General features: G+C 69.9%; 22 protein-coding genes. 12 read left to right on the forward strand and 10 right to left on the reverse strand.

Annotated elements, in window-relative coordinates; all coding sequences use genetic code 11:
* The first annotated feature begins 117 nt into the window (after positions 1–117).
* The 5 genes from ACIOHP_RS06035 (at position 118) to ACIOHP_RS06055 (ending at position 5,360) form a co-directional block, all read left to right on the forward strand.
* Positions 118–1,098: an MraY family glycosyltransferase gene (locus ACIOHP_RS06035; RefSeq protein WP_401883783.1), complete on the forward strand. Its 981-nt coding sequence runs from the start codon at positions 118–120 to the stop codon at positions 1,096–1,098.
* A 94-nt stretch (positions 1,099–1,192) separates the two neighbouring features.
* Positions 1,193–3,037, forward strand: a complete 1,845-nt coding sequence (gene dnaK / locus ACIOHP_RS06040; protein ID WP_361550546.1) for a molecular chaperone DnaK — start codon at positions 1,193–1,195, stop codon at positions 3,035–3,037.
* On the forward strand, positions 3,034–3,681 hold the full coding sequence (gene grpE / locus ACIOHP_RS06045; protein ID WP_361550544.1) for a nucleotide exchange factor GrpE: 648 nt from the start codon (positions 3,034–3,036) through the stop codon (positions 3,679–3,681). The genes dnaK and grpE overlap by 4 nt, the downstream gene beginning before the upstream one ends.
* Positions 3,682–3,723: 42 nt before the next feature.
* Positions 3,724–4,908 carry a molecular chaperone DnaJ gene (gene dnaJ, locus ACIOHP_RS06050; RefSeq protein WP_307028098.1) on the forward strand — a complete coding sequence of 395 codons (1,185 nt, stop codon included), beginning with the start codon at positions 3,724–3,726 and terminating at the stop codon, positions 4,906–4,908.
* A gap of 5 nt (positions 4,909–4,913) precedes the next feature.
* Positions 4,914–5,360 carry a heat shock protein transcriptional repressor HspR gene (locus ACIOHP_RS06055; RefSeq protein WP_266889660.1) on the forward strand — a complete coding sequence of 149 codons (447 nt, stop codon included), beginning with the start codon at positions 4,914–4,916 and terminating at the stop codon, positions 5,358–5,360.
* Between the two features lie 60 nt (positions 5,361–5,420).
* On the opposite strand, the gene ACIOHP_RS06060 is transcribed toward ACIOHP_RS06055, so the two are convergent.
* The 3 genes from ACIOHP_RS06060 to ACIOHP_RS06070 all read right to left on the reverse strand — a co-directional run bounded on the left by ACIOHP_RS06060 (position 5,421) and on the right by ACIOHP_RS06070 (position 10,406).
* Positions 5,421–7,853 carry a PA14 domain-containing protein gene (locus ACIOHP_RS06060; protein WP_401883787.1) on the reverse strand — a complete coding sequence of 811 codons (2,433 nt, stop codon included), beginning with the start codon at positions 7,851–7,853 and terminating at the stop codon, positions 5,421–5,423.
* Between the two features lie 89 nt (positions 7,854–7,942).
* Complete coding sequence (locus ACIOHP_RS06065; protein ID WP_401883789.1) at positions 7,943–8,458, reverse strand: hypothetical protein; 516 nt, start codon at positions 8,456–8,458, stop codon at positions 7,943–7,945.
* Positions 8,459–8,696: 238 nt separating this feature from the next.
* Complete coding sequence (locus ACIOHP_RS06070; RefSeq protein WP_401883791.1) at positions 8,697–10,406, reverse strand: PA14 domain-containing protein; 1,710 nt, start codon at positions 10,404–10,406, stop codon at positions 8,697–8,699.
* Positions 10,407–10,687: 281 nt separating this feature from the next.
* Here ACIOHP_RS06070 and ACIOHP_RS06075 point away from each other — a divergent pair, with 281 nt between their 5' ends.
* Positions 10,688–11,794 (forward strand): substrate-binding domain-containing protein, encoded by a 1,107-nt coding sequence (locus tag ACIOHP_RS06075; RefSeq protein ID WP_361550535.1) that lies wholly within the window; start codon positions 10,688–10,690, stop codon positions 11,792–11,794.
* Positions 11,795–11,803: 9 nt separating this feature from the next.
* Here the strand turns inward: ACIOHP_RS06075 and ACIOHP_RS06080 are convergent, their stop codons facing one another.
* Complete coding sequence (locus ACIOHP_RS06080; protein WP_401883794.1) at positions 11,804–12,361, reverse strand: DUF4352 domain-containing protein; 558 nt, start codon at positions 12,359–12,361, stop codon at positions 11,804–11,806.
* 113 nt (positions 12,362–12,474) lie between these two features.
* On the opposite strand from ACIOHP_RS06080, the gene ACIOHP_RS06085 reads away from it, so the two are divergent.
* On the forward strand, positions 12,475–13,911 hold the full coding sequence (locus tag ACIOHP_RS06085; RefSeq protein ID WP_401883796.1) for a hypothetical protein: 1,437 nt from the start codon (positions 12,475–12,477) through the stop codon (positions 13,909–13,911).
* A gap of 49 nt (positions 13,912–13,960) precedes the next feature.
* On the opposite strand, the gene ACIOHP_RS06090 is transcribed toward ACIOHP_RS06085, so the two are convergent.
* From ACIOHP_RS06090 to ACIOHP_RS06100, 3 genes are read right to left on the reverse strand one after another with little or no spacing between them, the layout of a single operon-like run.
* The gene (locus ACIOHP_RS06090) at positions 13,961–14,803 is read right to left on the reverse strand and encodes a transglutaminase N-terminal domain-containing protein (protein WP_401883798.1); all 843 of its coding nucleotides are present in this window, start codon (positions 14,801–14,803) and stop codon (positions 13,961–13,963) included.
* Position 14,804: 1 nt separating this feature from the next.
* Positions 14,805–15,737, reverse strand: a complete 933-nt coding sequence (locus tag ACIOHP_RS06095) for an alpha-E domain-containing protein (RefSeq protein ID WP_361550527.1) — start codon at positions 15,735–15,737, stop codon at positions 14,805–14,807.
* Positions 15,734–17,281, reverse strand: a complete 1,548-nt coding sequence (locus ACIOHP_RS06100; RefSeq protein ID WP_401883800.1) for a circularly permuted type 2 ATP-grasp protein — start codon at positions 17,279–17,281, stop codon at positions 15,734–15,736. The genes ACIOHP_RS06095 and ACIOHP_RS06100 overlap by 4 nt, the downstream gene beginning before the upstream one ends.
* Positions 17,282–17,591: 310 nt before the next feature.
* Here ACIOHP_RS06100 and ACIOHP_RS06105 point away from each other — a divergent pair, with 310 nt between their 5' ends.
* Positions 17,592–18,623, forward strand: a complete 1,032-nt coding sequence (locus ACIOHP_RS06105) for a helix-turn-helix transcriptional regulator (protein WP_307028077.1) — start codon at positions 17,592–17,594, stop codon at positions 18,621–18,623.
* A 23-nt stretch (positions 18,624–18,646) separates the two neighbouring features.
* Here the strand turns inward: ACIOHP_RS06105 and ACIOHP_RS06110 are convergent, their stop codons facing one another.
* Positions 18,647–19,657: a helix-turn-helix transcriptional regulator gene (locus ACIOHP_RS06110; protein ID WP_401883803.1), complete on the reverse strand. Its 1,011-nt coding sequence runs from the start codon at positions 19,655–19,657 to the stop codon at positions 18,647–18,649.
* Positions 19,658–19,789: 132 nt separating this feature from the next.
* Between ACIOHP_RS06110 and ACIOHP_RS06115 the strand changes: the two genes are divergently transcribed.
* A complete protein-coding gene (locus tag ACIOHP_RS06115; protein WP_361550522.1) occupies positions 19,790–19,987 on the forward strand; it encodes a hypothetical protein in 198 nt (65 codons plus the stop codon).
* A 1-nt stretch (position 19,988) separates the two neighbouring features.
* Positions 19,989–20,324 (forward strand): hypothetical protein, encoded by a 336-nt coding sequence (locus tag ACIOHP_RS06120; protein WP_046247603.1) that lies wholly within the window; start codon positions 19,989–19,991, stop codon positions 20,322–20,324.
* 151 nt (positions 20,325–20,475) lie between these two features.
* Here ACIOHP_RS06120 and ACIOHP_RS06125 read toward each other — a convergent pair whose 3' ends face one another.
* Positions 20,476–20,904: a pyridoxamine 5'-phosphate oxidase family protein gene (locus tag ACIOHP_RS06125; protein ID WP_401883806.1), complete on the reverse strand. Its 429-nt coding sequence runs from the start codon at positions 20,902–20,904 to the stop codon at positions 20,476–20,478.
* Between the two features lie 120 nt (positions 20,905–21,024).
* Between ACIOHP_RS06125 and clpB the strand changes: the two genes are divergently transcribed.
* Positions 21,025–23,622, forward strand: coding sequence for an ATP-dependent chaperone ClpB (clpB, locus tag ACIOHP_RS06130; RefSeq protein WP_401883808.1), 2,598 nt, complete (start codon positions 21,025–21,027; stop codon positions 23,620–23,622).
* A 36-nt stretch (positions 23,623–23,658) separates the two neighbouring features.
* Here clpB and ACIOHP_RS06135 read toward each other — a convergent pair whose 3' ends face one another.
* Positions 23,659–23,790, reverse strand: coding sequence for a hypothetical protein (locus tag ACIOHP_RS06135; protein WP_361550516.1), 132 nt, complete (start codon positions 23,788–23,790; stop codon positions 23,659–23,661).
* 127 nt (positions 23,791–23,917) lie between these two features.
* On the opposite strand from ACIOHP_RS06135, the gene ACIOHP_RS06140 reads away from it, so the two are divergent.
* Positions 23,918–24,448, forward strand: coding sequence for a YbjN domain-containing protein (locus tag ACIOHP_RS06140; protein WP_046247600.1), 531 nt, complete (start codon positions 23,918–23,920; stop codon positions 24,446–24,448).
* Positions 24,449–24,454: the final 6 nt, after the last annotated feature.

A 24,454-nucleotide genomic window follows, 5' to 3' on the forward strand; every position in this document is an offset into this window, starting at 1 on the left:
CCGCATCGTCTCTCGCACTGTAGCCAGGCGTGCGGTGATCTATGTCGCTGAGGGTTGCCTTAAGAACTGACCGTGTTATTCGTACCAAATTGATACATTCGCCCCTAATTTAGACCTGTGCTCTACGGGATCGCAGCCGCCACGACCGCCCTCCTTCTCGCCACCGTCCTCACCGCACTGCTCCGCACGGCCGCCCTGCGGCTCGGGGTCGTCGACCGGCGGTGGCAGCACCGCAAGGTGCCGCTGTTCGGGGGTGTGGCGGTGGTGCTCGCGACCTGCCTGGTGGCGGTCGTGGGGGACCGGACCGGCGTCGCCCCCCTCGGCTCCGGCGTCGGCGGGCTGCTCGTCGCCGGAGCCGCGCTCGCCGCGCTGGGGCTGTTCGCGGACGTACGGCGGGTCAAGGCGCGGGCGCTGGTCGCCGGTACGACGGTGGCGGCGGCCTGTGTCGTGCCGTACGCGGAGACCGGTGTCGCCGGAGGGCTCCTCGCCGTCTGCTGGATCGTCCTCGTCACCGTCGGTTTCCGGGCCCTGGACCATGCCGACGGCCTCGCGGGGGCCGTCGGGGTCGTCACCGCCTTCGGGGCCGGTGCCTGTGCCGCGGCGGAGGTGATGGACGGGCTCGCGGTGCTGCTGAGCGTGCTGGCCGCCGCGCTGACCGGGTTCCTCATGCACAACTGGCCGCCCGCGCGCGTGGGGCTCGGTTCGTGCGGGTCGCTGTTCGCCGGGTTCGTGCTCGCCTCGGCCGCGGTGGTGACCCGGGCGGGCTACGGGCTCGGCTCCAGCGCGGCGGTGCTGTTCGCGCTGACGGCCCTGATCGCCGCCGAGGTCCTCCTCGTCGCCCTGACCCGCCGCGGCACCGGCGCCGGCCACCTCGCCCACCGGCTCAGGCGGCTCGGGCTCACCCCGCAGGGCGTGATCGTCGTCCTCGGTGCGGGAGCCTTCTGCGGGGTACTCGTCGGGGTCCTCGTGCACCTCGGGTGGCTCGCGGCGTCGGGGGCCCTCTGGGTGGTCGCGGGTGCCCTGGTCGTCGTTCTCGCACTCCTCCGTGCGAAGCCGTCCGCGCAGGTCAGGGCTCGGTTGCGTGTAAGGAACGGATAAGAGTTGAGCCTCCCTGACTCAGGTCTGTTGACCGAGCGGCGGACGTCATGCACACTTGAGTCCGTTCCACTCAAGTCAGCTGGAGGAAATCACCATGGCACGTGCGGTCGGCATCGACCTGGGCACGACGAACTCGGTCGTCAGCGTTCTGGAGGGCGGCGAGCCCACCGTCATCACCAACGCCGAGGGTGCCAGGACCACGCCGTCCGTCGTCGCCTTCGCGAAGAACGGCGAGGTGCTGGTCGGCGAGGTCGCCAAGCGCCAGGCGGTCACGAACGTGGACCGGACCATCCGCTCCGTCAAGCGCCACATGGGCACGGACTGGAAGGTCGAGCTCGACGGGAAGCCCTTCAACCCGCAGCAGATGTCCGCGTTCATCCTGCAGAAGCTGAAGCGCGACGCCGAGTCGTACCTGGGCGAGAAGGTGACCGATGCGGTCATCACCGTCCCGGCGTACTTCAACGACTCCGAGCGTCAGGCGACGAAGGAAGCCGGCGAGATCGCCGGTCTCAACGTCCTTCGTATCGTCAACGAGCCCACCGCGGCCGCGCTCGCGTACGGCCTCGACAAGGACGACCAGACGATCCTCGTCTTCGACCTCGGTGGCGGCACCTTCGACGTGTCCCTCCTGGAGATCGGCGACGGCGTCGTCGAGGTGAAGGCCACCAACGGCGACAACCACCTCGGTGGTGACGACTGGGACCAGCGCGTCGTCGACTACCTGGTGCAGCAGTTCAAGGCCGGCCACGGTGTGGACCTCGCCAAGGACAAGATGGCCCTCCAGCGCCTCCGCGAGGCGGCCGAGAAGGCCAAGATCGAGCTGTCGAGCTCCACCGAGACCTCGATCAACCTGCCCTACATCACCGCCTCCGCCGAGGGCCCGCTGCACCTGGACGAGAAGCTCACCCGGGCTCAGTTCCAGCAGCTGACCGCGGACCTCCTGGAGCGCTGCAAGACCCCGTTCTTCAACGTCATGAAGGACGCCGGCGTCTCCATCAACGAGATCGACCACGTCGTCCTCGTCGGTGGCTCCACCCGTATGCCCGCCGTGGCCGAGCTCGTGCGCGAGCTCACCGGCGGCAAGGACGCCAACAAGGGCGTCAACCCGGACGAGGTCGTCGCCATCGGCGCCGCCCTCCAGGCCGGTGTCCTCAAGGGTGAGGTCAAGGACGTCCTGCTCCTCGACGTGACCCCGCTGTCCCTCGGTATCGAGACCAAGGGCGGCATCATGACCAAGCTCATCGAGCGGAACACGACGATCCCGACCAAGCGGTCCGAGATCTTCACCACCGCCGAGGACAACCAGCCCTCCGTGCAGATCCAGGTCTACCAGGGCGAGCGCGAGATCGCGGCGTACAACAAGAAGCTCGGGATGTTCGAGCTGACCGGTCTGCCGCCGGCCCCGCGCGGTGTCCCGCAGATCGAGGTCGCCTTCGACATCGACGCCAACGGCATCATGCACGTGACCGCGAAGGACCTCGGCACGGGCAAGGAGCAGAAGATGACCGTCACCGGTGGCTCCTCGCTGCCGAAGGACGAGGTCAACCGGATGCGCGAAGAGGCCGAGAAGTACGCGGAGGAGGACCACGCCCGCCGCGAGGCCGCCGAGTCCCGCAACCAGGGCGAGCAGCTCGTCTACCAGACGGAGAAGTTCCTCAAGGACAACGAGGACAAGGTCCCCGGCGAGGTCAAGACCGAGGTCGAGGCCGCCGTCGAGGAGCTGAAGACCGCGCTCAAGGGCGAGGACACCGCCGAGATCCGCACCGCCACCGAGAAGGTCGCGGCCGTCTCGCAGAAGGTCGGCCAGGCCATGTACGCCGACGCCAACGCCGCGCAGGCCGCGGGCGGCGCCGACGCCGGTGCGGAGGCCCCCAAGGCCGATGACGACGTCGTGGACGCCGAGATCGTCGACGACGAGCGCAAGGACGGTGCCGCGTGACCGAGGAGACCCCGGGCTTCGAGGAGAAGCCCGACGTCCCCTCCGGCGCGACCCCCGACGACGCCGAGCCGAAGGCCGCCCCCCAGGAGGGGGCGGCCCCGGCCGGGGACGCAACAGCACAGATCGCCGGTCTGACGGCCCAGCTGGACCAGGCCCGCAAGGCGCTCGACGAACGCACCGCGGACCTCCAGCGGCTCCAGGCCGAGTTCCAGAACTACCGCCGCCGCGTGGAGCGGGACCGGATCACGGTCAAGGAGATCGCCGTCGCGAACCTCCTGACCGAACTCCTGCCCGTGCTCGACGACATCGGCCGCGCGCGGGACCACGGCGAGTTCGTCGGCGGATTCAAGTCCGTCGGGGAGTCGCTGGAGACCGTCGCGGCGAAGATGGGTCTGCAGCAGTTCGGCAAGGAGGGCGAGCCCTTCGACCCGACCATCCACGAGGCCCTGATGCACAGTTACGCGCCGGACGTCACCGAGACGACGTGCGTGGCGATCCTGCAGCCCGGGTATCGCATCGGCGAGCGCACCATCCGTCCCGCGCGGGTGGCCGTCGCCGAACCGCAGCCGGGCGCGCAGACGGTCAAGGCCGAGGAGGACTCCAAGGCCGAAGACGACAAGGACAACGGCCCTGAGGAGGGCTGAGGTCACCACTGAGCGGGACACCAGGAAGGGGGCGCGTCGAGGATGAGCACCAAGGACTTCATCGAGAAGGACTTCTACAAGGTCCTCGGCGTCCCCAAGGACGCCACCGAGGCCGAGATCAAGAAGGCGTACCGGAAACTCGCCCGCGAGTTCCACCCGGACGCCAACAAGGGCAACGTCAAGGCCGAGGAGCGCTTCAAGGAGATCTCCGAGGCGAACGACGTCCTCGGTGACCCCAAGAAGCGCAAGGAATACGACGAGGCCCGCGCTCTCTTCGGCAACGGCGGCTTCCGCCCGGGGCCGGGCGCGGGCGGCGGCTCCTTCAACTTCGACCTGGGCGATCTCTTCGGAGGCGGCGCGCAGGGCGGTGGCGCCGGGGGTTCCGGCGGCTTCGGCGGCGGCATCGGCGACGTGTTCGGGGGCCTGTTCAACCGGGGCGGTACGGGCACCACCCGCACCCAGCCCCGGCGCGGCCAGGACATCGACACCGAGGTGACGCTGAGCTTCACCGAGGCCATCGAGGGTGCCACGGTGCCGCTGCGGATGTCCTCGCAGTCCCCGTGCAAGGCCTGCTCCGGCACCGGCGACAAGAACGGCACACCGCGCGTGTGCCCGACCTGCGTCGGTACCGGCCAGGTGGCGCGGGGCTCCGGCGGCGGCTTCTCCCTCACCGACCCCTGCCCGGACTGCAAGGGCCGCGGACTGATGGCCGAGCACCCCTGCCTGGAGTGCAAGGGCAGCGGCCGCGCCAAGTCCTCACGGACCATGCAGGTCCGCATCCCCGCCGGGGTGACGGACGGTCAGCGGATCCGGCTGCGCGGCAAGGGCGCACCGGGCGAGCGCGGCGGCCCGGCCGGCGACCTGTACGTCACCGTGCACGTCGACACGCACCCGGTCTTCGGCCGCAAGGACGACAACCTCACGGTCACGGTCCCGGTCACCTTCACCGAGGCGGCCCTCGGCGGCGAGGTCAGGGTCCCCACGCTGGGCGGCCCCGCCGTCACGCTGAAGCTGCCGCCGGGCACGCCCAACGGCCGCACCATGCGAGCCCGGGGCAAGGGCGCGGTCCGCAAGGACGGCACCCGCGGCGACCTCCTGGTCACCGTCGAGGTGAGTGTCCCGACGGACCTGACGGGGAAGGCTCGTGACGCACTCGAGGCGTATCGCGAGGCGACCGCGGGCGAGGACCCGCGGGCGGAGCTGTTCCAGGCGGCGAAGGGAGCTTGATCGAGATGGACGGCCGTCGACGCAATCCGTATGAACTGACCGAGGAGACCCCGGTCTACGTCATCTCGGTGGCGGCCCAGCTCTCGGGCCTGCACCCGCAGACCCTGCGCCAGTACGACCGCCTGGGTCTGGTCTCGCCGGACCGCACCGCCGGCCGGGGCCGCCGCTACTCGGCCCGCGACATCGAACTGCTCCGCGCGGTGCAGGCGTTGTCGCAGGACGAGGGCATCAACCTCGCCGGCATCAAGCGCATCATCGAGCTGGAGAACCAGGTCGCCGCGCTGCAGTCCCGCGTCGCCGAGATGGAGGCCGCCCTCGACGGCGCCGCCGCGGCGATGCAGCAGCGGGAGGCGGCGGTGCACGCGTCGTACCGCCGTGATCTGGTGCCGTATCAGGAAGTGCAGCAGACCAGCGCGTTGGTGGTGTGGCGTCCCAAGGGGCGGCAGGACTGACGCAGGCAGGTGAAAGGGGCCCGGAGGGATGAACCTCCGGGCCCCTTCCCTTGCGCCGGCTCAGAGCCAGGAGTCCCAGATGCCGTACGCCATCGGCGTGGACGCGGCCTCCGCGCCCGCGGCGTCCAGGCGGACGACGCGGTAGTAGTACAGACCCAGCGTGTCCTCGTGGACCGTCTCGTCCTTGTGGAACACGGCGTCGTACATCGTGCCCTCGGTGAGGGTGACATAGGCGGCCGAGGCCGGGTCCCAGCGCTCCACGCGGTAGCTCGCGAACCGGCCGCAGTCGCCGAGGCCGGAACTCTCGGAGCAGCCGACGTACAGCTCCGGGTACTGGTCCTCGCGGATCTCGGTCCCCGTCCAGCCCGGCGGCCGGGTGTCGGGCAGGGTGACGGAGAGCTCGGCGGGGTGGAAGGCCTCGGGCCCCGCCCACCAGTCGATCAGGGGGGAGCCGTCGGTGGCGGCCACCTTGTAGGTGTGCGCGGCGCCGTCGGGGACCGTCGGGCAGAGGATCTCGGTCCCGGCCAGGGAGTCGCCCGTCCAGCAGTTCTGGTCCCAGACCGTCTCGCCGGTCTCCGGGTCCGTGACGCCCTGCCACACCTTGTAGCCCGTGACGTCGTCGTCGGCCGGCGGCGTCCAGGTCAGGCGCACCCCGAGCGGGATCCGCTCGGCGGCCAGGTCCCGCACCGGGGCCGGGCGCTCGGTGTCCGGTGTGGTCGCGGTGGCGGCGGGGCCGGGCCGCGACTCATGGCCGTACGGGTCGATCGTCACGACGGTGTAGTCGTACGTCGTCTCGGAGGCACCGGAGACGTCCCAGCAGACGCCGTTGATCTGCCGGGCACCGGCGTAGTCGGGGGCGTCACCGGTGTTCCAGGTCCAGTACGTCGTGGGGTCCGTCAGCGGCAGGTCCCGCGAGTCGTTGGGCTTGCAGGCGGTCACCGTGCTGCTCTCGCCGGTCGCCTTGTCGGTGCGGACGATCCGGTAGGTGAGCAGCGGCTCGTCCTCGCCGAAGGTCCACGGGTCGGCGCTGCTCCACTCGATCATCACCCCCTCGCCGAACCGGTCCGCGGTGGTGCGGAACGGCGCGATCGCCCCGGGCCGGTCCGACATCGTCAGCGTGACCTCCACGGGGGCGGCGGCATTGCCCTTCGCGTCCACGGAGCGCACCGCGTACCGGTAGCTGTCGGCGACCGCGAGCAGCTGGCGCGGCACGGCGTCGGTCCCCGTGGTGGTGGTCGGGGTGTTGCCGGTGGCGCCGGGCAGCGCGTCGAGCCAGCCGCCGGTCGCCGCGTCGTACTGCAGGACCTGGTAGGAGGCGGCCCCGTCGACGGCCGACCACAGCACGTGCGGAACGCCCGACCGGTACTCGACGCGCGCGTCGGCCGCGGTTGCGGGCGGTGTCAGGTCCGAGGTGGTGAAGGTGGCGGCGGGTGAGTACGCGGACCAGTTCCCGACGGCGTCCCGGGCCCGGCCCCGGTAGGTGACCTTGCTGCCGTCGGCGGCGCGACCGGTGTCGCAGATCGCGCCCTTGGTGCCGGTGTACACGGTGGCCCAGGTGTTGGTGGCGGAGTTCAGCCGCTGCATCTCGTACAGCGCGATGTCGGCCGCGTTCTCCGCGGTCGTGACCAACTCCGGGGCCGCGTAGGGCTGGTCCACCGGGCAGGCGTCCATCTCGACGAACGGCGCGGCGGGCGGGGTGGTGTCCACGCTGGTGACCGCCTGGTCGGCGGTGCCGGCCGAGACATTGCCCGCCTTGTCGTAGGCGCGGACCTCGTAGTAGTAGGTCGCGCCGGTGGGCGGAGGGGTGTCCGTGTACGAGGTGGAGGTGGTCGTGGCGAGCGCCTTGCTGCCGAAGGAGGCGCCCTTGAGCCGCCGGTAGACCTGGTACCCGGCGAGGTCCATCTCCTTGTTCTTCGCCCAGACGGCCTTGGCCTTGTTGCCGCTCTTGTCGTACGAGACGGAGATCCCGGCCGGGGTGAGGGGCTTGGTCCTGTCGACGGTGGCGGAGGTGCGGGGTGTGTAGCCGAACTTGACCTTGGCGGAGCCGGTCCAGTTGACGTAGTCGACGCGCAGGGTGTGCTTGCCGGAGGGGATGGTCACGTTGACGGTCTTGCTCACCGTGGTCGAGACGTTCTTCCAGAGGTCGATCTTGCGGACGCCGTCGACGTAGACCCTGATGCCGTCCAGTCCGGAGGCGGCGAGGGTGAACGGCCCGCCGGAGCCGAAGTCGCGGGTCACGGACCAGCGGACGCCGAAGTTGTTCGACGGCAGGCCGGACGCGGGGGCGCCGCTCCAGCTCTGGTCGATCGCGCTGTCGCAGTCCGTCTTCTTCGGTGTCCCGGAGAAGCTCGTGTTCGCGAAGAGCTGCCGCTTGAACACCGGCGAGGTGCAGGTGGTCGCGGCGGAGGCGGGCGTGAGCGTGAGCAGGGTGCCCGCGGTGGCGAGTACGACGGCGGTCGCGGCAGCCGCGGTCGTACGTCTGGCTGGGTTCATGCGGTCCTTCGGTCCTGATTCGACGACGGGAGAGATCACCGTCGTCGAATCAGGACCGGCCAGGGCACCGATTGGTTGTACGGCGTTTCTCAGGGAAACGCGTCGAAGACCAGGTCGGCGGCTGTCGCCCACATCGATTCCGCGCCCGTGCCGAACGCGGCGGCCAGCGCGTAGCCGACGGCCGCGTCCATGGCGTCCGGCTTGGCGTCCGACCGCCACTCGGCGGCCTTCACCTCGCCGTCGCCCTTCGAGTGGAGGTCGCCCAGCCGCCGGCCGTCGCGCAGGAGGCGGCTGTCCGGCATGGAGTGGGGCACCAGCCGCCAGTGCCGGCCCGCGTGCCGGACGTCGACCCGGTACGAACGCCGGATCAGCCGTCCCCGGCCGGGTGCCAGCGCGGCCGCCTCGCCGCCGACGGTGAGGATGAGCAGACCGGCGTTCCGGGTACCGATGGGGGTCTCCCCGTCGTCCTTGGTGCCGGTCGCCCGGCTCAGCACGACCCGCGGTATCGCCTCGCCCTCGACGACGACTTCACCCCGCCAGGTGTTCAGACGGACGGTGAGCGGGCCGAAGAGGGTGTCCGTGACAGAGCTCTCGCTGATGGTCATACGGTCCTCGTGGGGTCGTCAGGAGTTCGGTGCTCTGACTGTCCAGTCGCCCGGGGGCGGGGGTTCGGTTCCGCTGTCGGCGTTCCCGCAGGTAGACGCGGTAGGAGCGAGAGGCTGTGATCATTTTCGGATCACGTTTTCTTCACCAGGAAACCATGCTGTCCGGACAGACCCGACGAGGCCGAGGGGCCCGGAGGTTCACCGAACCTCCGGGCCCCTCAGCCGTCCCCGGCGGCGGTCACGGGGTGGTGACCGCCCAGTCCCCGGCGGGGAGCGACTCGGTGCCGTCGGCGGCCACGGCCGCGACCCAGTAGTACGACGTGGTGCCGCGCGGGACGCCGGTGTCGAAGTACTGGAAGGAACCGGCGTCGGTCTCTGCGATCTTCTCGTACGCCGAAGCAGCCCGGTTCCAGCGGTAGACGCGGTACCCGCCCGCCTGCTCGGCCGCGGACTCGCCGAGCCCGGACCACTCCAGCAGATTCCCCTCGTCGCCCTCGGCGCCGGTCGCGGTGAGCGTCAGCGGCGAACCCTCCGGCGTCGGCGTGCTCGGCGTCATGTCGAGCTCGGTCGCCACGACGATCTGGGCCTCGCCGGTCCACCAGTAGGCGGAGTTCCCGTCGTCGTCGTAGGCGTCGACGACGAAGCAGGACGTGTCGCCGCTCGGGGTGGTGGCGTACGCGTACGACGTGGTGTCGGCCGACACGTGGTAGCCCGGGTAGAGGGAGCACACCTGCTCCTCGCCCTCGTCCCCGAGCAGTTCGCCCCGGCGCACCGCGTAACTGGCCAGATCGGCGGTCGGGTTGGCGTCCCAGGTCACCTGGAAGCCGTACTCGGTCGGGACGACGCTCACCCCGGTCACGGCGGACGGCGGGGTCAGGTCGGGGCGCTCGCCGCTGACCGCGGCCGACCGCGCGGACTCGTTGCCCGCCGCGTCGAGGGAGGTCACCCGGTAGTAGTAGGTGGATTCCTCAGCGGCCGAGGTGTCCGTGTAGGAGACCTGGCCGGTGGTCCCGACCCGGGTGTACGTCCCGCCCGCACTCGCCGACCGGTACACCCGGTACGACGCCGCGCCCTCGACCGCGTCCCAGCCGACCCACACCCCGGCCTGCCCGTAGGACGTGTTCAGCCCGGTCGGCACGGCGGGGGCGGTGCGGTCGACGGTGGTGACGAGCAGGTCGGCGGTACCGGCCGACTCGTTGCCGGCCTTGTCGTAGGCGCGGATCTCGTAGTAGTACGCCTCACCGGTCGGGCCGAGGGTGGCGTCCTTGTACGAGGTGGAGGTGGTCGTGGTGAGCGGAGTGCTCCCGAACGAGGTGCCCTTCAGCCGGCGGTAGACGCGGTATCCGGCGAGATCCATCTCCTTGCTCTTCGCCCACGCCAGCTGGATGTTGGTGGTCTCCGGGTTGTACGTCGCCGAAGCCCCCGTCGGGACGAGGGGCCTGACCGTGTCGACGGTGGCGGAGGTGCGGGGTGTGTAGCCGAACTTGACCTTGGCGGAGCCGGTCCAGTTGACGTAGTCGACGCGCAGGGTGTGCTTGCCGGAGGGGATGGTCACGTTGACGGTCTTGCTCACCGTGGTCGAGACGTTCTTCCAGAGGTCGATCTTGCGGACGCCGTCGACGTAGACCCTGATGCCGTCCAGTCCGGAGGCGGCGAGGGCGAACGGCCCGCCGGAGCCGAAGTCGCGGGTCACGGACCAGCGGACGCCGAAGTTGTTCGACGGCAGGCCGGACGCGGGGGCGCCGCTCCAGCTCTGGTCGATCGCGCTGTCGCAGTCCGTCTTCTTCGGTGTCCCGGAGAAGCTCGTGTTCGCGAAGAGCTGCCGCTTGAACACCGGCGAGGTGCAGGTGGTCGCGGCGGAGGCGGGCGTGAGCGTGAGCAGGGTGCCCGCGGTGGCGAGTACGACGGCGGTGGAGGCCAGGGCCGTCGTACGTCTGGCTGGGTTCATTCGATCCTCTGGGCGGAGTGGGAACGGCGGGCGTGGGCCGTCGTGATCACGACTCGTGAGGAACGGAGTTGGTTGTGTGTGGCGTAGCGCACTTCTGAAGGCTCGGCGGGCGGAGCCGTCGGTTCAACTTGCGCGTATCTGCACAGAAGCTACACGCGTTAACGTTGCTATCTCATTTGACGGTTGCTTCTTGACTGATACGTGAAGGCCGCGTTGGCTTCCTTCACCTGGGTGCGCAATATGCGCCCGAGTCCGGAAGGCACCAGATAGTGAGCTCCCCAATGCGTCGTACCGCCCTGTGTGTGGCTGTGTCATCGATGGCCCTCTCGCTCTCCGCCTGCGGGGCGCTGGGAGTCTCGGAGGACAGTGCCGACGCGACTCCTACCAAGGGCGACGACGTCACGGTGGGCGTGCTGATGCCGGAGCGGACCAACTCGCGGTACGAGGAGTTCGACTACCCGATCATCCAGAAGAAGGTCGCCGAGCTCACCGACAAGAAGGGCAACACGGTCTACGCCAACGGCGAGGCCGACGCGGGCAAGCAGGCGACCCAGATGCAGAAGATGATCGACGACAAGGTCGACGTCATCCTGCTGGACGCCGTGGACTCCAAGAAGATCGCGCCGACGGTGAAGAAGGCGAAGGACGCGGGCATCCCCGTCATCGCCTACGACCGTCTCGCCGAGGGTCCCATCGACGCGTATGTCTCCTTCGACAACGAACTCGTCGGCGAGGTGCAGGGCCGCACCCTCGTCGAGTCGCTGGGCTCGGACATCGACACCTCCGACAAGATCGTGATGATCAACGGCTCGCCCTCGGACCCGAACGCGGGCCAGTTCAAGGCGGGCGCGGTCTCCGAGATCAACGGCAAGGTGACGATCGCCAAGAAGTACGACGTCGACGGCTGGAAGCCGGAGATCGCCAAGAAGGACATGACCGAGGCGATCGAGGCGATCGGCAAGGACAACATCGCCGCCGTCTACTCCGCCAACGACGCCATGGCCGGCGCCGCCATCGAGGCCATGGAGGAGGCGGGCATCACCAAGCTGCCGCCGATCACCGGTCAGGACGCGGAACTGGCCGCCGTGCAGCGGATCGTGGCCGGCGAGCAGTACATGTCCGTGTACAAGTCCTACCCGCTGGAGGCCGAGGCCGCCGCGGAGATGGCCGTGGCCAAGGTCCAGGGCAAGGACATCCTGTTCGACTCCCTCACCCAGGACTCCGTCGACAGCCCCACCGACAAGGGCATCCCGGCGCAGCTGGTGACGGTGTCCGCGCTGACGCGGGCGAACATCAAGAGCACGGTCGTCGCCGACGGCATCTACACGGTGGACCAGATCTGCACCGCCAAGTACGCGGCGGACTGCGCGGCGATCAAGCTCAAGTAGGTCAGCCGCTCAGTTGCCGGCCAGCGGCTTCATCGGCACCAGCACCCCGTTCGGCGCCCGTCCGATCGGCTTGGTGCTGGTGAAGCTGGACGGGTCGTTGTCCCCCGATACGCGCAGGCCGGTGACCTTCGCGTCCTTGGGGACGTCGTACCAGAGCTCGACCTCCATGAGGGTGTGGCCGCCGAGCTTCACCGTGTCCGACTGACGCCGTACCGCCATCGCGAAGGGGTCGGGCCGGGCCCGGTCGCCGGTGACGCCCGCGAGGTGCTGCCGGGCGGACTCGTAGACGTGGTAGTTCGGGTCCCTGTTCTCCACCCGCAGCCGGGCGGCACAGAACTGCCCCTGCGGCGGCGCGTCGGCGTGCGACCCGGTTACCCCCGTGATGCCGCAGCGCAACGACAGGACGGTGAAGGTGAGATGGCCGTCCTTGTACGCCCGTGAGGGGCTCTGGGAGGGGGACGCGGAGGACGGCGTCGACCCGCCGGAGTCCCCGCCCCCGCAGCCCGTGAGCAGCAGCAGGGCGAGCACGGGAGCGGCAGTACGACGGATCGGGCGCGCGGTCGGCATAGGGGCGATTGTGCGCCCCGGGCGGGGAGAAGTGAACGTTCTGGGCGCTTCGGCCCGTGGGAGCCGCGGGCGGTGAAACCAAGATCAAAACTGTTCTAGGATGCCGGGCTGTCATGTCTCGAACACGGGGGAAGAACATGCTGCCCACGAACACGCCGCCCACCAAGGGGAGCCGCGTGCGCACGCGCGCCGCGGTCGTCGGTCTGTCTCTGTCCATGGCGCTGCTGACGGGCTGCGGCGGCGAGGGCGGCACCGAGTCCGCCGGCGGCGGCGGGAAGGCCACCGGGAAGCCGGTGGCGAGCGGCCCGGCGTACCAGGGCGCCGCCCTGCCCGGCTACGCGCGGAAGGCCGCCTGGAGCCTGCCCACGGACAACCCGGAGCTCGGTGTCCTGGACCTCGGCGAGGTCCTGCTGTTCGCCAGGGACGCGAGCGGCGCCTACCTCACCGACGCCTCGGTCGACGGCGAGCCCGACGACGTCAACCGCGTCCTGTTCGCCTCCGACGACGCGGAGAAGCTCACGCTGGAGTTCCGGGACGCCAGGACCGGCGCGGTCACCAAGACCCTCGGTGTGACCGCGCAGTCGGTCGAGGGCGTCACCTGGAAGGACGGCGCCCCGGCGGTCGCCGTCGGCACGTCCGCGACGAAGGAGTCCGACGGTCTGACCCAGGAGGAGACGACCACCTCGGCGATCCTGTACTCCGTCGACGGCACGAAGCTCGGCGAGACGTCCGGCTACGAGTTCGGCCACATCGTCAGCGGCTACGCGGTCACCGCCGCCGACGGCGCCGTGACCCTCACCCCGATCGGCGGCGGCACCGCCCGCACGGTCCCCTGCAACGGCGACGACGACGCCGAGTGCGACTTCGACGCGGAGACGGGGATCGCCAGCGGCGACCAGACGCACGCCCCGGTGATCGCGGGCGGCTACTACCCGGGCTTCGAGGCCGCCGGGAAGTACGACTACGACCCCTCGGACGTCACCCTCAACGACCTGGCCACCGGCAAGCAGATCTGGTCCTCCGCCAAGGCCGGGATACCCAAGGGCGTCGTGCTCGACGACGAGGGACAGCCGAAGTCCCGCACCATCCAGGTCGTCGAGGTCACCGACGGCAAGGCCCTGGTGGCCTGGCAGAAGGACCTCGGCCTCAGCCCCACCACCCAGGTCTACGCCTGGTACGACCTGGCGAGCGGCGCCCTGACCGCCTCCTACGAGGGCGGCGAGCTCGTCGTGCGCTCCGCCGACGGTGAGTTGGCGGCCCTGGACAAGAGCGAGTTCGACACCGGCTTCGACGGCACGGCGGTCTGGAGGACGGCCGACGGCACCCGTCTGTGGGCCCAGGAGGAGGGCGAGAACGCGCTCGACCCGATCCGCTTCTCCGGCAACGGCAAGGTCCTGTACGGCAGCACGGACGACGGCGACCTGGCCGTGGACGTCATGACGCGCAAGGTGCTCGCCAAGGACCTGACCGCCGTCCCGGACGTGAACACGCGGACCGGATACGGGTATCTGGCCACGGAGGACGGCTTCTTCGTCTTCGCACCGGCGTAGCCGGGGCGCGGGGCCGGGATCCGCCGCCCGGCCCCGGCCCCGCCCCCGCTCACGCCACCCGCGTGAACTCCACCGTCACCTCCGGCGGTCCGCCCGGCACGCCCCGGTAGATGCCCTTGTGGGGCGTCACGTCGTCGTAGTCCCGGCCACGCCCCACGACCACATGCGACTCGTCGGCCCGCGTCCGGTTGGTGGGGTCGTAGCCGCACCAGTCGCCCGCCCAGTACTCGATCCAGGCATGGCTCTGGCCCGCGACCGGCCGGTGCAGCTCCGCCTCCCGCTCGGGCTGGAGATAGCCGGAGACGTACCGGGCCGGCAGGCCCACGCCCCGCAGCATGCCGAGGGTGAGATGGGTGATGTCCTGGCAGACGCCGGCCCCCTGCTCCCAGGCCTCGGCGGCGGAGGTGTTCACGCTGGTGGCGCCGGGGAGGTAGGAGACCCGGTCGGCGACCAGGGCGGAGACGGCGACGGCGGCCTCGTGCGGGCCGAGGCCCAGCGCGGCCTTCCGCGCCTTCTTCAGCAGCTTGGGCGGGACCGTCGTACGGACCGTGGGGCCCGCGAACTCCAACAGGCGCGAGGTCCTGGCCCGTTCGGCCACCTCCGGCCAGCCGGGAGCGGCCGGCAGTGGTTCCGGCGGGGACGTCTCGACCAGGCTGGAGGCCGTGATGGTGAGGTCCGCGTGGGGGTCCATCAGGTCGAAGCCGGTGACCTGGGTGCCCCAGTAGTCCCAGTACGACCAGGTCGCGGTGGCCGGGGTGACGGTGACCCGGGAGTCCAGCGTGGTCTGCCCGGGCAGCGTCAGCGGCGTCATACGGACCTCGTTGTGCGAGGAGACGGCGGCCTGGGCGTACGCGACGCGGGTGATGTGCTTGATGCGGAGGCGACGGGTCATGTCAGGCTCCTTCCTGGGCCCACACCACGGGCCCCTGGTACGGGAAGAACCGCTCCGCGACCCCCTCCGCCGAGTTCAGGCAGGCCTGCTGCAAGTCCTGGAGCAGCACGGGGAGTTGATCCTGGAGGGCGTGCGAGTCGAGGTACTCCAGGCGGGTGCGCAGCCGGCCGATCGGGCGGCGCGCGGGGTCCTGGCGGGGGCGGCCGAGGGCGCTGAGGCACTCCTCCGCGGTGGTCAGCGCGTGCAGTGCCGAGCGCGGGAAGCCCCGGTCCAGCAGCAGGAACTCGGCGACCCGCGCGCTGTCGCCGAAGCCGCTGTGCACGCGCGCGTACGCCTCGTCGGCACCGGACGCGCTCAGCAGCGTCGTCCAGTCGGGCGCGTGCGCGGCGTCCAGCACCCGCACGGACAGCAGCCGCACGGTCATGTCCACCCGCTCGAGGCTCCGCCCCAGCACCACGAACCGCCAGCTGTCGTCCCGGCTCATCGTGGAGTCGGCGAGCCCGAAGAACAGCGCGGCACGCGCGCGTACCAGCTCCAGATAGCCGTACGGGCCCGTACGGCGGGCCGCGCGCCGCTGGTCGGCGAGCGCGTGCCAGGTGGAGTTGAGGCACTCCCACATCTCGGAGGAGACGGCCTCACGGGCGCTGCGGGCGTTCAGCCGCGCCGCGCCCAGCGCGCCCTCGATCGAGCAGGTCGAACGGGCGTCGAAGGCGAGTTGGTCCAGGACCTGCTGCATGTCCACGCGCTCGTCGCCCGCGTCGACGCCGAGGATCGCGTACAGCGACCGGCAGGCCACGTCCTCGTCGCGCCAGGGGTCCTCCAGCATGCGGTGCAGATACGCGTCGAGGATGCGCCCGGTGGCGTCCGCTCGCTCGACATACCGCCCGGTCCAGGTCAGCGCCTCGGCTATCCGGGAGAGGATCACGTCGCTCACTGCTGCTGCGCTCCTTCCTGTACGACGGTGGGGGCACCGTCGGGGCCCAGCTGACGGGGTGCGACGCCCGGCAGGGCCGTCCCGGCGCTCGGCTCCTCGGGGTGCTCGGCGGGCCCCTCGGCGAGGACCCAGGTGTCCTTGGAGCCGCCGCCCTGGCTGGAGTTGACGATCAGGTTGCCCTCCTGGAGGGCGACGCGGGTGAGGCCGCCGGGCAGGACCCAGATGTCGTCGCCGTCGTTGACGGCGAAGGGCCTGAGGTCGATGTGGCGGGGTGCCATGCGCTCGCCGGCGAGGGTGGGGGAGGTGGACAGCGCGACGGGCCGCTGGGCGATGTAGCCGCGCGGGTCGCCGATGACGGCCTTCCTGGTCCGCTCCAGGGTCGCCCTGTCCGCCTTGGGCCCGATGACGATGCCCTGGCCGCCGGCGCCGTCGACGGGCTTGATGACGAGCTGGTCGATCTGGTCGAGGACGGCGTCCAGCTGCCCCGGCTCGTCGGGCCGGAAGGACTCCACGTTGGGGAGGACGGGCTCCTCGCCGAGGTAGTACCGGATCAGGTCCGGCACGTACGTGTAGAGCAGCTTGTCGTCCGCGATGCCGTTGCCGACGGCGTTGGCGAGGGTGACGTTGCCCGCCATGGCCGCGTTCATGATCCCCGGGCAGCCGATCACCGAGTCGGGCCGGAAGTGCAGCGGATCGAGGAAGTCGTCGTCGAGGCGCCGGTATACGACATGGACCGGCATCTCGCCGCGTGTGGTCCGCATCCACACCCGGTTGTTCCGGCACACCAGATCGTGCCCCTCGACGAGCTGCACGCCCATCAGCCGGGCCAGCAGGGCGTGTTCGAAGTAGGCCGCGTTGCTGGGTCCCGGGGTGAGCACGACGACCCGGGGATCCGCCGTACCGCCGGGAGCGGCGGCGCGCAGGGCGGCGAGCAGCTTCTGCCCGTACCCGTCGACGGGCAGGACGTGCTGTTCGGCGAAGAGGGAGGGGAAGACCCGGGTCATGGCACGCCGGTTCTCGATGACGTACGAAACCCCGCTGGGCACCCGCACGTTGTCCTCGAGCACCCGGAAGTCCCCTGCCTCGTCCCGGACGAGATCGATTCCCGCCACATGGATCCGTACCCCGCCGGGTGGTTCGACCCCGTGGGCCGCGCGGTGGAAGTGGGGCGAGTTGAGCAGCAACCGCCAGGGCACGACGCCGTCCTCGAAGGCCCGGCAGTGCCCGTAGGCGTCCGCGAGATAGGCCTCCAGGGCCCGCACCCGCTGGCTCACCCCGCGTTGCACTAGATCCCATTCGAGGGCATCGAGGATCCTCGGCACGAGGTCCAGCGGCCAGGGCCGCTCCTCGCCCGCGAAGGCGTACGTCACGCCTCTGTCGGTGAACGCCCGGGCCATCTGGTCGGCCCGGAAGCGCAGTTCGCTCGGCTCGATCGGCTGCAGGGCCGCCAGCACCGGCTCGTAGGCGGTCCTGACCTCACCCGGCCGCACAAACATCTCGTCCCACGCGTCGGCCAACGCGTACGCGTCAAATATGTCCGCCATGAAAGGACGTTAGAGGCGATACGTAACGCGGCGATCACCCACGGATTTCGGGCAGCGTACGCGGAGAGCCGGATTCCCTTTGCGGAGGCCTTCTGTGGGTAGGGCCCACCAGCATCAGCTTGTTGCAACTCGACGGGCGGAGGCGCGGATAATCAGGGGCATACAGGTGGTTTCCCTCGGTCACAGGGGACGGAGCCGTGTTGCGGAGCAGGACCGGTCCGCGCATAGTTGCGGACCCGTAGGGGTGTGTCGGTGCCACGAGCGCGCGCACGCCGGGCACGAGAGGCTGGATACGGGGGTGGGCTGGGCGATGGCCGGGCACGGGACGGACGAGCACCCACACGGTGCTGACCGACTGTGCGAGGCCGGGGATCGCGTGTATTCCCGGGCCGTACGGCGCGGACGCGTGCCGCGCGAGGACGCCGGACCGGTGCCCTGCCTGCTTGAGCTGGCGCTGCTGCACCCGGACCCCGACGACATGGACTGGCTCGTGCCGACCTCCCCGCAGGAGGTCATGACACGGCTGCTGCGCGGGGTCCACGAGGAGGTGAGCGCGAGCCAGCGGCGGATGGGGTCGGCGGTGGCCGCCTTCGAGTGGTACGCCGGACTTGCGCCGCAGCAGCGCTCCTCGGCCGCGGAGGGCTCCTCGATCCGGGTCCTGGACGGCCTCTCCCGGATCCAGGCCGCGATGGACGCGGCGACGGAGGCGTGCACGACGGAGGTCCTGACGGTGCAGCCGGGCGGTATCCGCCCCGAACACGAGCTGACCGAGGGCCTGCACCGGGCGCTGGCGCTGCGCGGCCGGGGTGTACGGATGCGGGACCTCTACACGCATGTGGCGCGGCACGGCCAGGGCCTGCTGAACTATCTGGAGCTGATGGGCGACGCGGTGGAGGCCAGGACCCTCGACGAGGTCATCGACCGGCTGATCCTCTTCGACCGCACGGTCGCCTTCATCCCGGCGAGCCCGGACCGCACGCTGGCCCTGGAGCTGCGCCACCCGGCGCTGGTGAACTACCTGTTCACGACCTTCGAGCGGCTGTGGCGCCTCGCGATCCCGCTGACCGCTCCCCTTCCCGACACGGGCATCGAGGGCATCTCCCACCGCGAACAGTCCATCGCGGCACTCCTGGCGGAGGGCCACCAGGACGCGGTGATCGCGGAACGTCTCGGCATAAGCGTCCGTACCTGCCGGGCGCACATCGCGCGACTGTCGGAGACGCTGGGCGCGGCGAGCCGGACGCAGCTGGGCGTACGCATCGCGCAGGTGGGCCTGGACGGCCCCCGGGACGCGGGCCCGTACCTCAGTGTTCCCGGTCAGGGGTCCCCGACGGTCCGCTGAGGCAGCCGGGTCGGGCCCGGCTTTCACGAGTGGCTCTCTCCCCCTGCCGTCGGCTGGTCCGACTTGAGGATTCCGGACTCGGCGATGAGGAAGCCGAGCTGGGCGCGGCTGCCGCTGCCCAGGGCCGCGGCCAGCTTGGCGATGTGGGCACGGCAGGTGCGCACGTTCATGCCCAGCCGGCGCGCGATGGCCTCGTCGACATGGCCTTCCACCAGGAGTTTGGCGATGGAGTGCTGGATGTCGGTGATGCCGTCGGCGGCGGTTTCGTAGGGAGCCCCGGCGCTCAGCGGGACCGAGCGGCCCCACATGAACTCGAAGACCTTGATCAGGTAGCGCACGAGGCCCGGGTGGCGCAGTTCCAGGGCGACTTCCTGGTCATCGCGGGTGGGGATGAAGGCAACGGTCTCGTCGCAGATGATGAGGCGCTCGACCAGCTCGTCGATGGTGCGGTACTCCACCTTGCCCTTGGAGAGCTGTTCCACGTAGGCCAGCTTCTCGGGGCTGTACCTGGCGGTGTGCTGGTAGAGGGTCCGGATGCGCACACCACGTTCGATCAACGTCGTGTCTCGTTCCAGTCCCTGGACGAGGCTGCGCTCGGTTCTGCGGTTGCTGGGCTGGACCGTGAGCATCTCCACCTGGCACTGGCCCGCGGCCAGGTTGAGCGCGGCGTTGATCCGGTCGCGGCCCTCCAGCACCGTGATGGAGTGCGTGGGTGTCGTCGCCTGGGCGCTGAGTGCCATGAACGGCTTGAAAGCATCTGCCAGTTCGATCGACAGCTGCCTGCGCTCGGTGATCTCGTGCTCTATGGGGTTGAGTCGCTGTGCCAGGGCGATCGCCGGGGGCACCGGGCGCAGCCAGCTCGGATCGTCCGGGTCGGGGTGCAGCAGGTCGAACTCGATCAAGCAGGGTGCGGCCTCCACGTCCGAGCGGGCAACGCGTCCTGTGCGCAGAGCGTTCGCATAAAGCAGGCCACCTTCCTCACACAGCGTGGTCACCGCGTGTGGATGTGTCGCGCTTGTCCCCTTTGTTGTCAAATCTCCACCCCCCAGGGTCCTGAACGTGCAGGAACATGATGCATCGATTGTGTGGCCATGACGTGCCCGAATGAGCCATCGTCTTATCTCACGGGGTGAAGAGGGGACCTTCAAGTGAGGACGAAGCCGACTATGCAGAAGAAATTGCTTCGCTCGGTGCTTGCCGCTGCTTTTTCCGCCGTTTTTGCCTTCGGAGCGTTGAGCGGCTTGTCCGAAGCGAAGGGCGACGTTCGGGCGGACAGCGCCTGGCGCGTCGCAGCTGCCTCCACGCCGCTGCCTGACGACAGCGCCTGGAAGGTCGACGACAGCGCCTGGGCGGTTGAGAGCTGACATGACCACTCCGCCCGACGATCGCTCATTCCGTCGCGAAATGGCCACGGCCTACCGCTCCGGCTGGCACTTCATCGACCTGGTCACCGCGATCCCCCACGCCGGTGACTCGTTGATGGTGACCGTGTTCGGTGAGCCGGTGGTCGTCACGCGGGACGAGGACGAGGACCTGCGGGCGTACCGCTGTCTGCGGCGGCCTCGGGGGGCGCCGCAGCCAGTGCGGTGTGCCATCCGGTACGGAATGATCTTTGTGAATCTTGACCAACGAGACCATCGGCTGGTGGAACCGGAATCCCCCACCTCACGGGCCATCCCAGCCACCCCCCGCAGTGCCTGACGCGATTCCCCCGTCGTAACAGATCGCGCAGGTGCTTCCCCCCGCAGCGGCGTCACCGTGACCTGAACACGGTGACGCCGCTGTGTTTCTGGGGACATTTCCGGGTATCCACCCAATCGATCACTGGCCGGAAAAGATCGCTCACGCGTCCTCACCCGTGACCGAGCGCCCGTGTCACCTCGATCTCGATCACCACCCGCGCGGGATTCGGCCGCGGCTCCCGCTCGTAGCGCTGCGCGTACCGGCGCACCGCCTCCGCGACCCGGTCCGGCTCCGTGCGGACCCGTGCCCGCCCCTCCAGCGTCGCCCACCGCCGGCCCGCCGTCTGGCACACCGCCACCCGTGCCCCCTCCGGCCCGGCCGCCAGCACGTTCCGCGCCTTCTTGCTCGACCCGCTCGTGATCACCCGAGCAACTCCGGTCTCCTGGTCGTACGTCACTCCGACCGGCACGACATGCGGGCTGCCGTCCGGGCGCAGGGTCGTCAGCGTGCACAGGTGCCGTTCCCGCCAGAAGCTGAGATACGGCTCGTCGAGGGCCGTGAGGTCCTGGAGGTGCGCGGTCGTGGGAGGAGTCGTCATGGCTTGGAAGTTAGCCCCTCGCAGGCTCCCGCATCCCGCCTTGAGTGGAATAGACTCAACTTTGTGTACGTTGACTGAGTCAGTCCAGGGAGAGCCCACACCGAGGAGGAGTACGCGAACGTGGACGCCGAGCTGACCAACCGGAGCCGGGACGCGATCAACGCGGCCGAGAAGCGGGCCGCCACCGAGGGACACCCCGATCTCACCCCCGCTCACCTGCTCCTCGCTCTGCTCCAGGGGCAGGACAACGAGAACATCGTCGATCTGCTGGCCGCCGCCGAGGCCGACCAGGCCGCCGTGCGGGTCGGCGCGGAGAAGATCCTCGCCGCACTGCCCAGCGTGACCGGATCCACCGTCGCGCCCCCGCAGCCCAGCCGTGACCTGCTCGCCGTGGTCGCCGACGCCGGCGCCCGCGCCAAGGACCTCGGTGACGAGTACCTCTCCACCGAGCATCTCCTCATGGGCATCGCCGCGAAGGGCGGCCAGGCCGCGGACGTACTCTCCTCGCAGGGCGCGAACGCCAGGAAGTTGCAGGAGGCGTTCCAGAAGGCCAGGGGAGGACGCCGGGTGACCACACCCGATCCGGAGGGGCAGTACAAGGCCCTGGAGAAGTTCGGCACCGATTTCACCGCCGCTGCCCGCGAGGGCAAGCTCGACCCCGTCATCGGGCGGGACCAGGAGATCCGGCGGGTCGTCCAGGTCCTGTCCCGGCGCACCAAGAACAACCCGGTCCTCATCGGTGAGCCCGGCGTCGGCAAGACCGCCGTCGTCGAGGGGCTCGCCCAGCGGATCGTGAAGGGGGACGTGCCCGAGTCCCTCAAGAACAAGCGGCTCGTCGCCCTCGACCTGGGCGCCATGGTCGCCGGGGCCAAGTACCGCGGTGAGTTCGAGGAGCGGCTCAAGACCGTCCTCGCCGAGATCAAGGCCTCCGACGGGCAGATCGTCACCTTCATCGACGAACTGCACACCGTCGTGGGCGCCGGGGCCGGCGGCGACTCCGCCATGGACGCCGGCAACATGCTCAAGCCCATGCTCGCCCGCGGTGAGCTGCGCATGGTCGGCGCGACGACGCTGGACGAGTACCGGGAGCGGATCGAGAAGGACCCCGCCCTGGAGCGCCGCTTCCAGCAGGTGCTGGTCGCCGAGCCGACGGTCGAGGACACGATCGCGATCCTGCGCGGACTCAAGGGCCGCTACGAGGCCCACCACAAGGTCCAGATCGCCGACGCCGCCCTCGTCGCCGCCGCCACCCTCTCCGACCGGTACATCACCTCCCGCTTCCTCCCCGACAAGGCCATCGACCTCGTCGACGAGTCCGCCTCCCGCCTCCGTATGGAGATCGACTCCTCGCCCCTGGAGATCGACGAACTCCAGCGCGCCGTCGACCGGTTGAAGATGGAGGAGCTCGCCCTGGACAAGGAGACCGACCCTGCCTCCCGCGAGCGACTGGAGCGGCTGCGCCGCGATCTCGCCGACAAGGAGGAGGAGCTGCGGGGCCTGACCGCCCGCTGGGAGAAGGAGAAGCAGTCCCTCAACCGCGTCGGTGAGCTGAAGGAACGCCTCGACGATCTGCGCGGCCAGGCCGAACGCGCCCAGCGCGACGGCGACTTCGACACCGCCAGCAAGCTGCTCTACGGCGAGATCCCCACCCTGGAAAGGGACTTGGCGGAAGCCTCCCAGGCCGAGGAGGAGGTCTCCAAGGACACCATGGTCAAGGAGGAGGTCGGTCCGGACGACATCGCCGACGTCGTCGCCGCCTGGACCGGCATCCCCGCAGGCCGCCTCATGGAGGGCGAGACGCAGAAACTCCTGCGCATGGAGGAGGAGTTGGGGCGCCGGCTGATCGGCCAGTCACAGGCCGTGCAGGCGGTCTCCGACGCCGTGCGCCGCACCCGGGCCGGCATCGCCGACCCGGACCGCCCCACCGGCTCCTTCCTCTTCCTGGGCCCGACGGGCGTCGGCAAGACCGAACTCGCCAAGGCGCTCGCCGACTTCCTCTTCGACGACGAGCGGGCGATGATCCGCATCGACATGAGTGAGTACGGCGAGAAGCACAGCGTCGCCCGTCTCGTCGGCGCGCCTCCCGGCTACATCGGCTACGAGGAGGGCGGCCAGCTGACGGAGGCCGTCCGCAGGCGGCCGTACAGCGTGGTGCTGCTGGACGAGGTGGAGAAGGCGCACCCGGAGGTCTTCGACATCCTGCTCCAGGTGCTGGACGACGGACGTCTGACGGACGGCCAGGGTCGCACCGTCGACTTCCGCAACACCATCCTGGTGCTGACGTCGAACCTCGGCAGCCAGTTCCTGGTCGACCCGATCACCAGTGAGACGGAGAAGAAGGAACAGGTGCTGGAGGTGGTGCGGTCCAGCTTCAAGCCGGAGTTCCTGAACCGCCTCGACGACCTGGTCGTCTTCTCGGCCCTGAACAAGGACGAGCTGCGCCGGATCGCCCGCCTCCAGATCGACCGGCTCGCCAAGCGTCTCGCGGAACGCCGGCTCACCCTCGTGGTCACCGACGAGGCCCTGGCCTGGCTCGCCGACGAGGGCAACGACCCGGCGTACGGTGCCCGGCCCCTGCGCCGCCTCGTCCAGACCGCCATCGGCGACCGCCTCGCCAAGGAGATCCTCTCCGGCGAGGTCAAGGACGGCGACACGGTCCGGGTGGACGCGTTCGGGGACGGTCTGATCGTCGGACCGGCGACCGGCAAGACGCTCTGACCCATGATCGAGGGGGCTCGTCCGGGGCTCCCTCGATCACCCGACCAGCACCCAGGCCGCCATCATCGCGAGGAGGCCGAACAAAAGCAGCGCGGGCAGTCCCAGGATGGCGGCCACCACTCCCCACCTGGTACGTCCCGTTGTTTCGCCGCCGTGTGCCATCGTCATGAGCCCCGCCCCTTCGCGCCCTGCCGACCGGTTCCTGTCAGCTGTCGGCTGACAGTACCCGTCGGGGTTGCCACGCCCCTCCCCGTATGGGGGAGGATGAAGGAATCCGTACGAAGGGAAATTCACGGTGACCATCGATCCGTCCTCGATTCCGAACTTCGGGGGCCAGCAGCCCGAGCCGCAGCCCCAAGGACCGGCGGGTCCCGTCGTCCCGGATCAGGACCTCGTGAAGCAGCTCCTCGAACAGATGGAGCTGAAGTACGTCGTCGACGAAGAGGGTGACCTCGCAGCGCCGTGGGAGCAGTTCCGTACGTACTTCATGTTCCGTGGCGAGGGTGACCAGCAGGTCTTCTCGGTGCGGACGTTCTACGACCGGCCCCACCAGATCGACGAGAAGCCGCAGCTGCTGGAGTCCATCGACGACTGGAACCGCCGCACCCTGTGGCCCAAGGTCTACACGCACACCCATGACGACGGCACCGTCCGTCTGATCGGTGAGGCGCAGATGCTGATCGGCACCGGCGTCAGCCTGGAGCACTTCGTCTCCTCGACGGTCAGCTGGGTGCGGGCCGCCATCGAGTTCGACAAGTGGCTCGTCGAGCAGCTCGGCCTCGAGCAGGAGGTCAATGACGCGGAGAAGCCCGAGGACGAGGAGTAGATCCTC

Source organism: Streptomyces sp. NPDC087859 (genome assembly GCF_044742595.1).
Classification (GTDB): Bacteria; Actinomycetota; Actinomycetes; order Streptomycetales; family Streptomycetaceae; genus Streptomyces; species Streptomyces canus_F.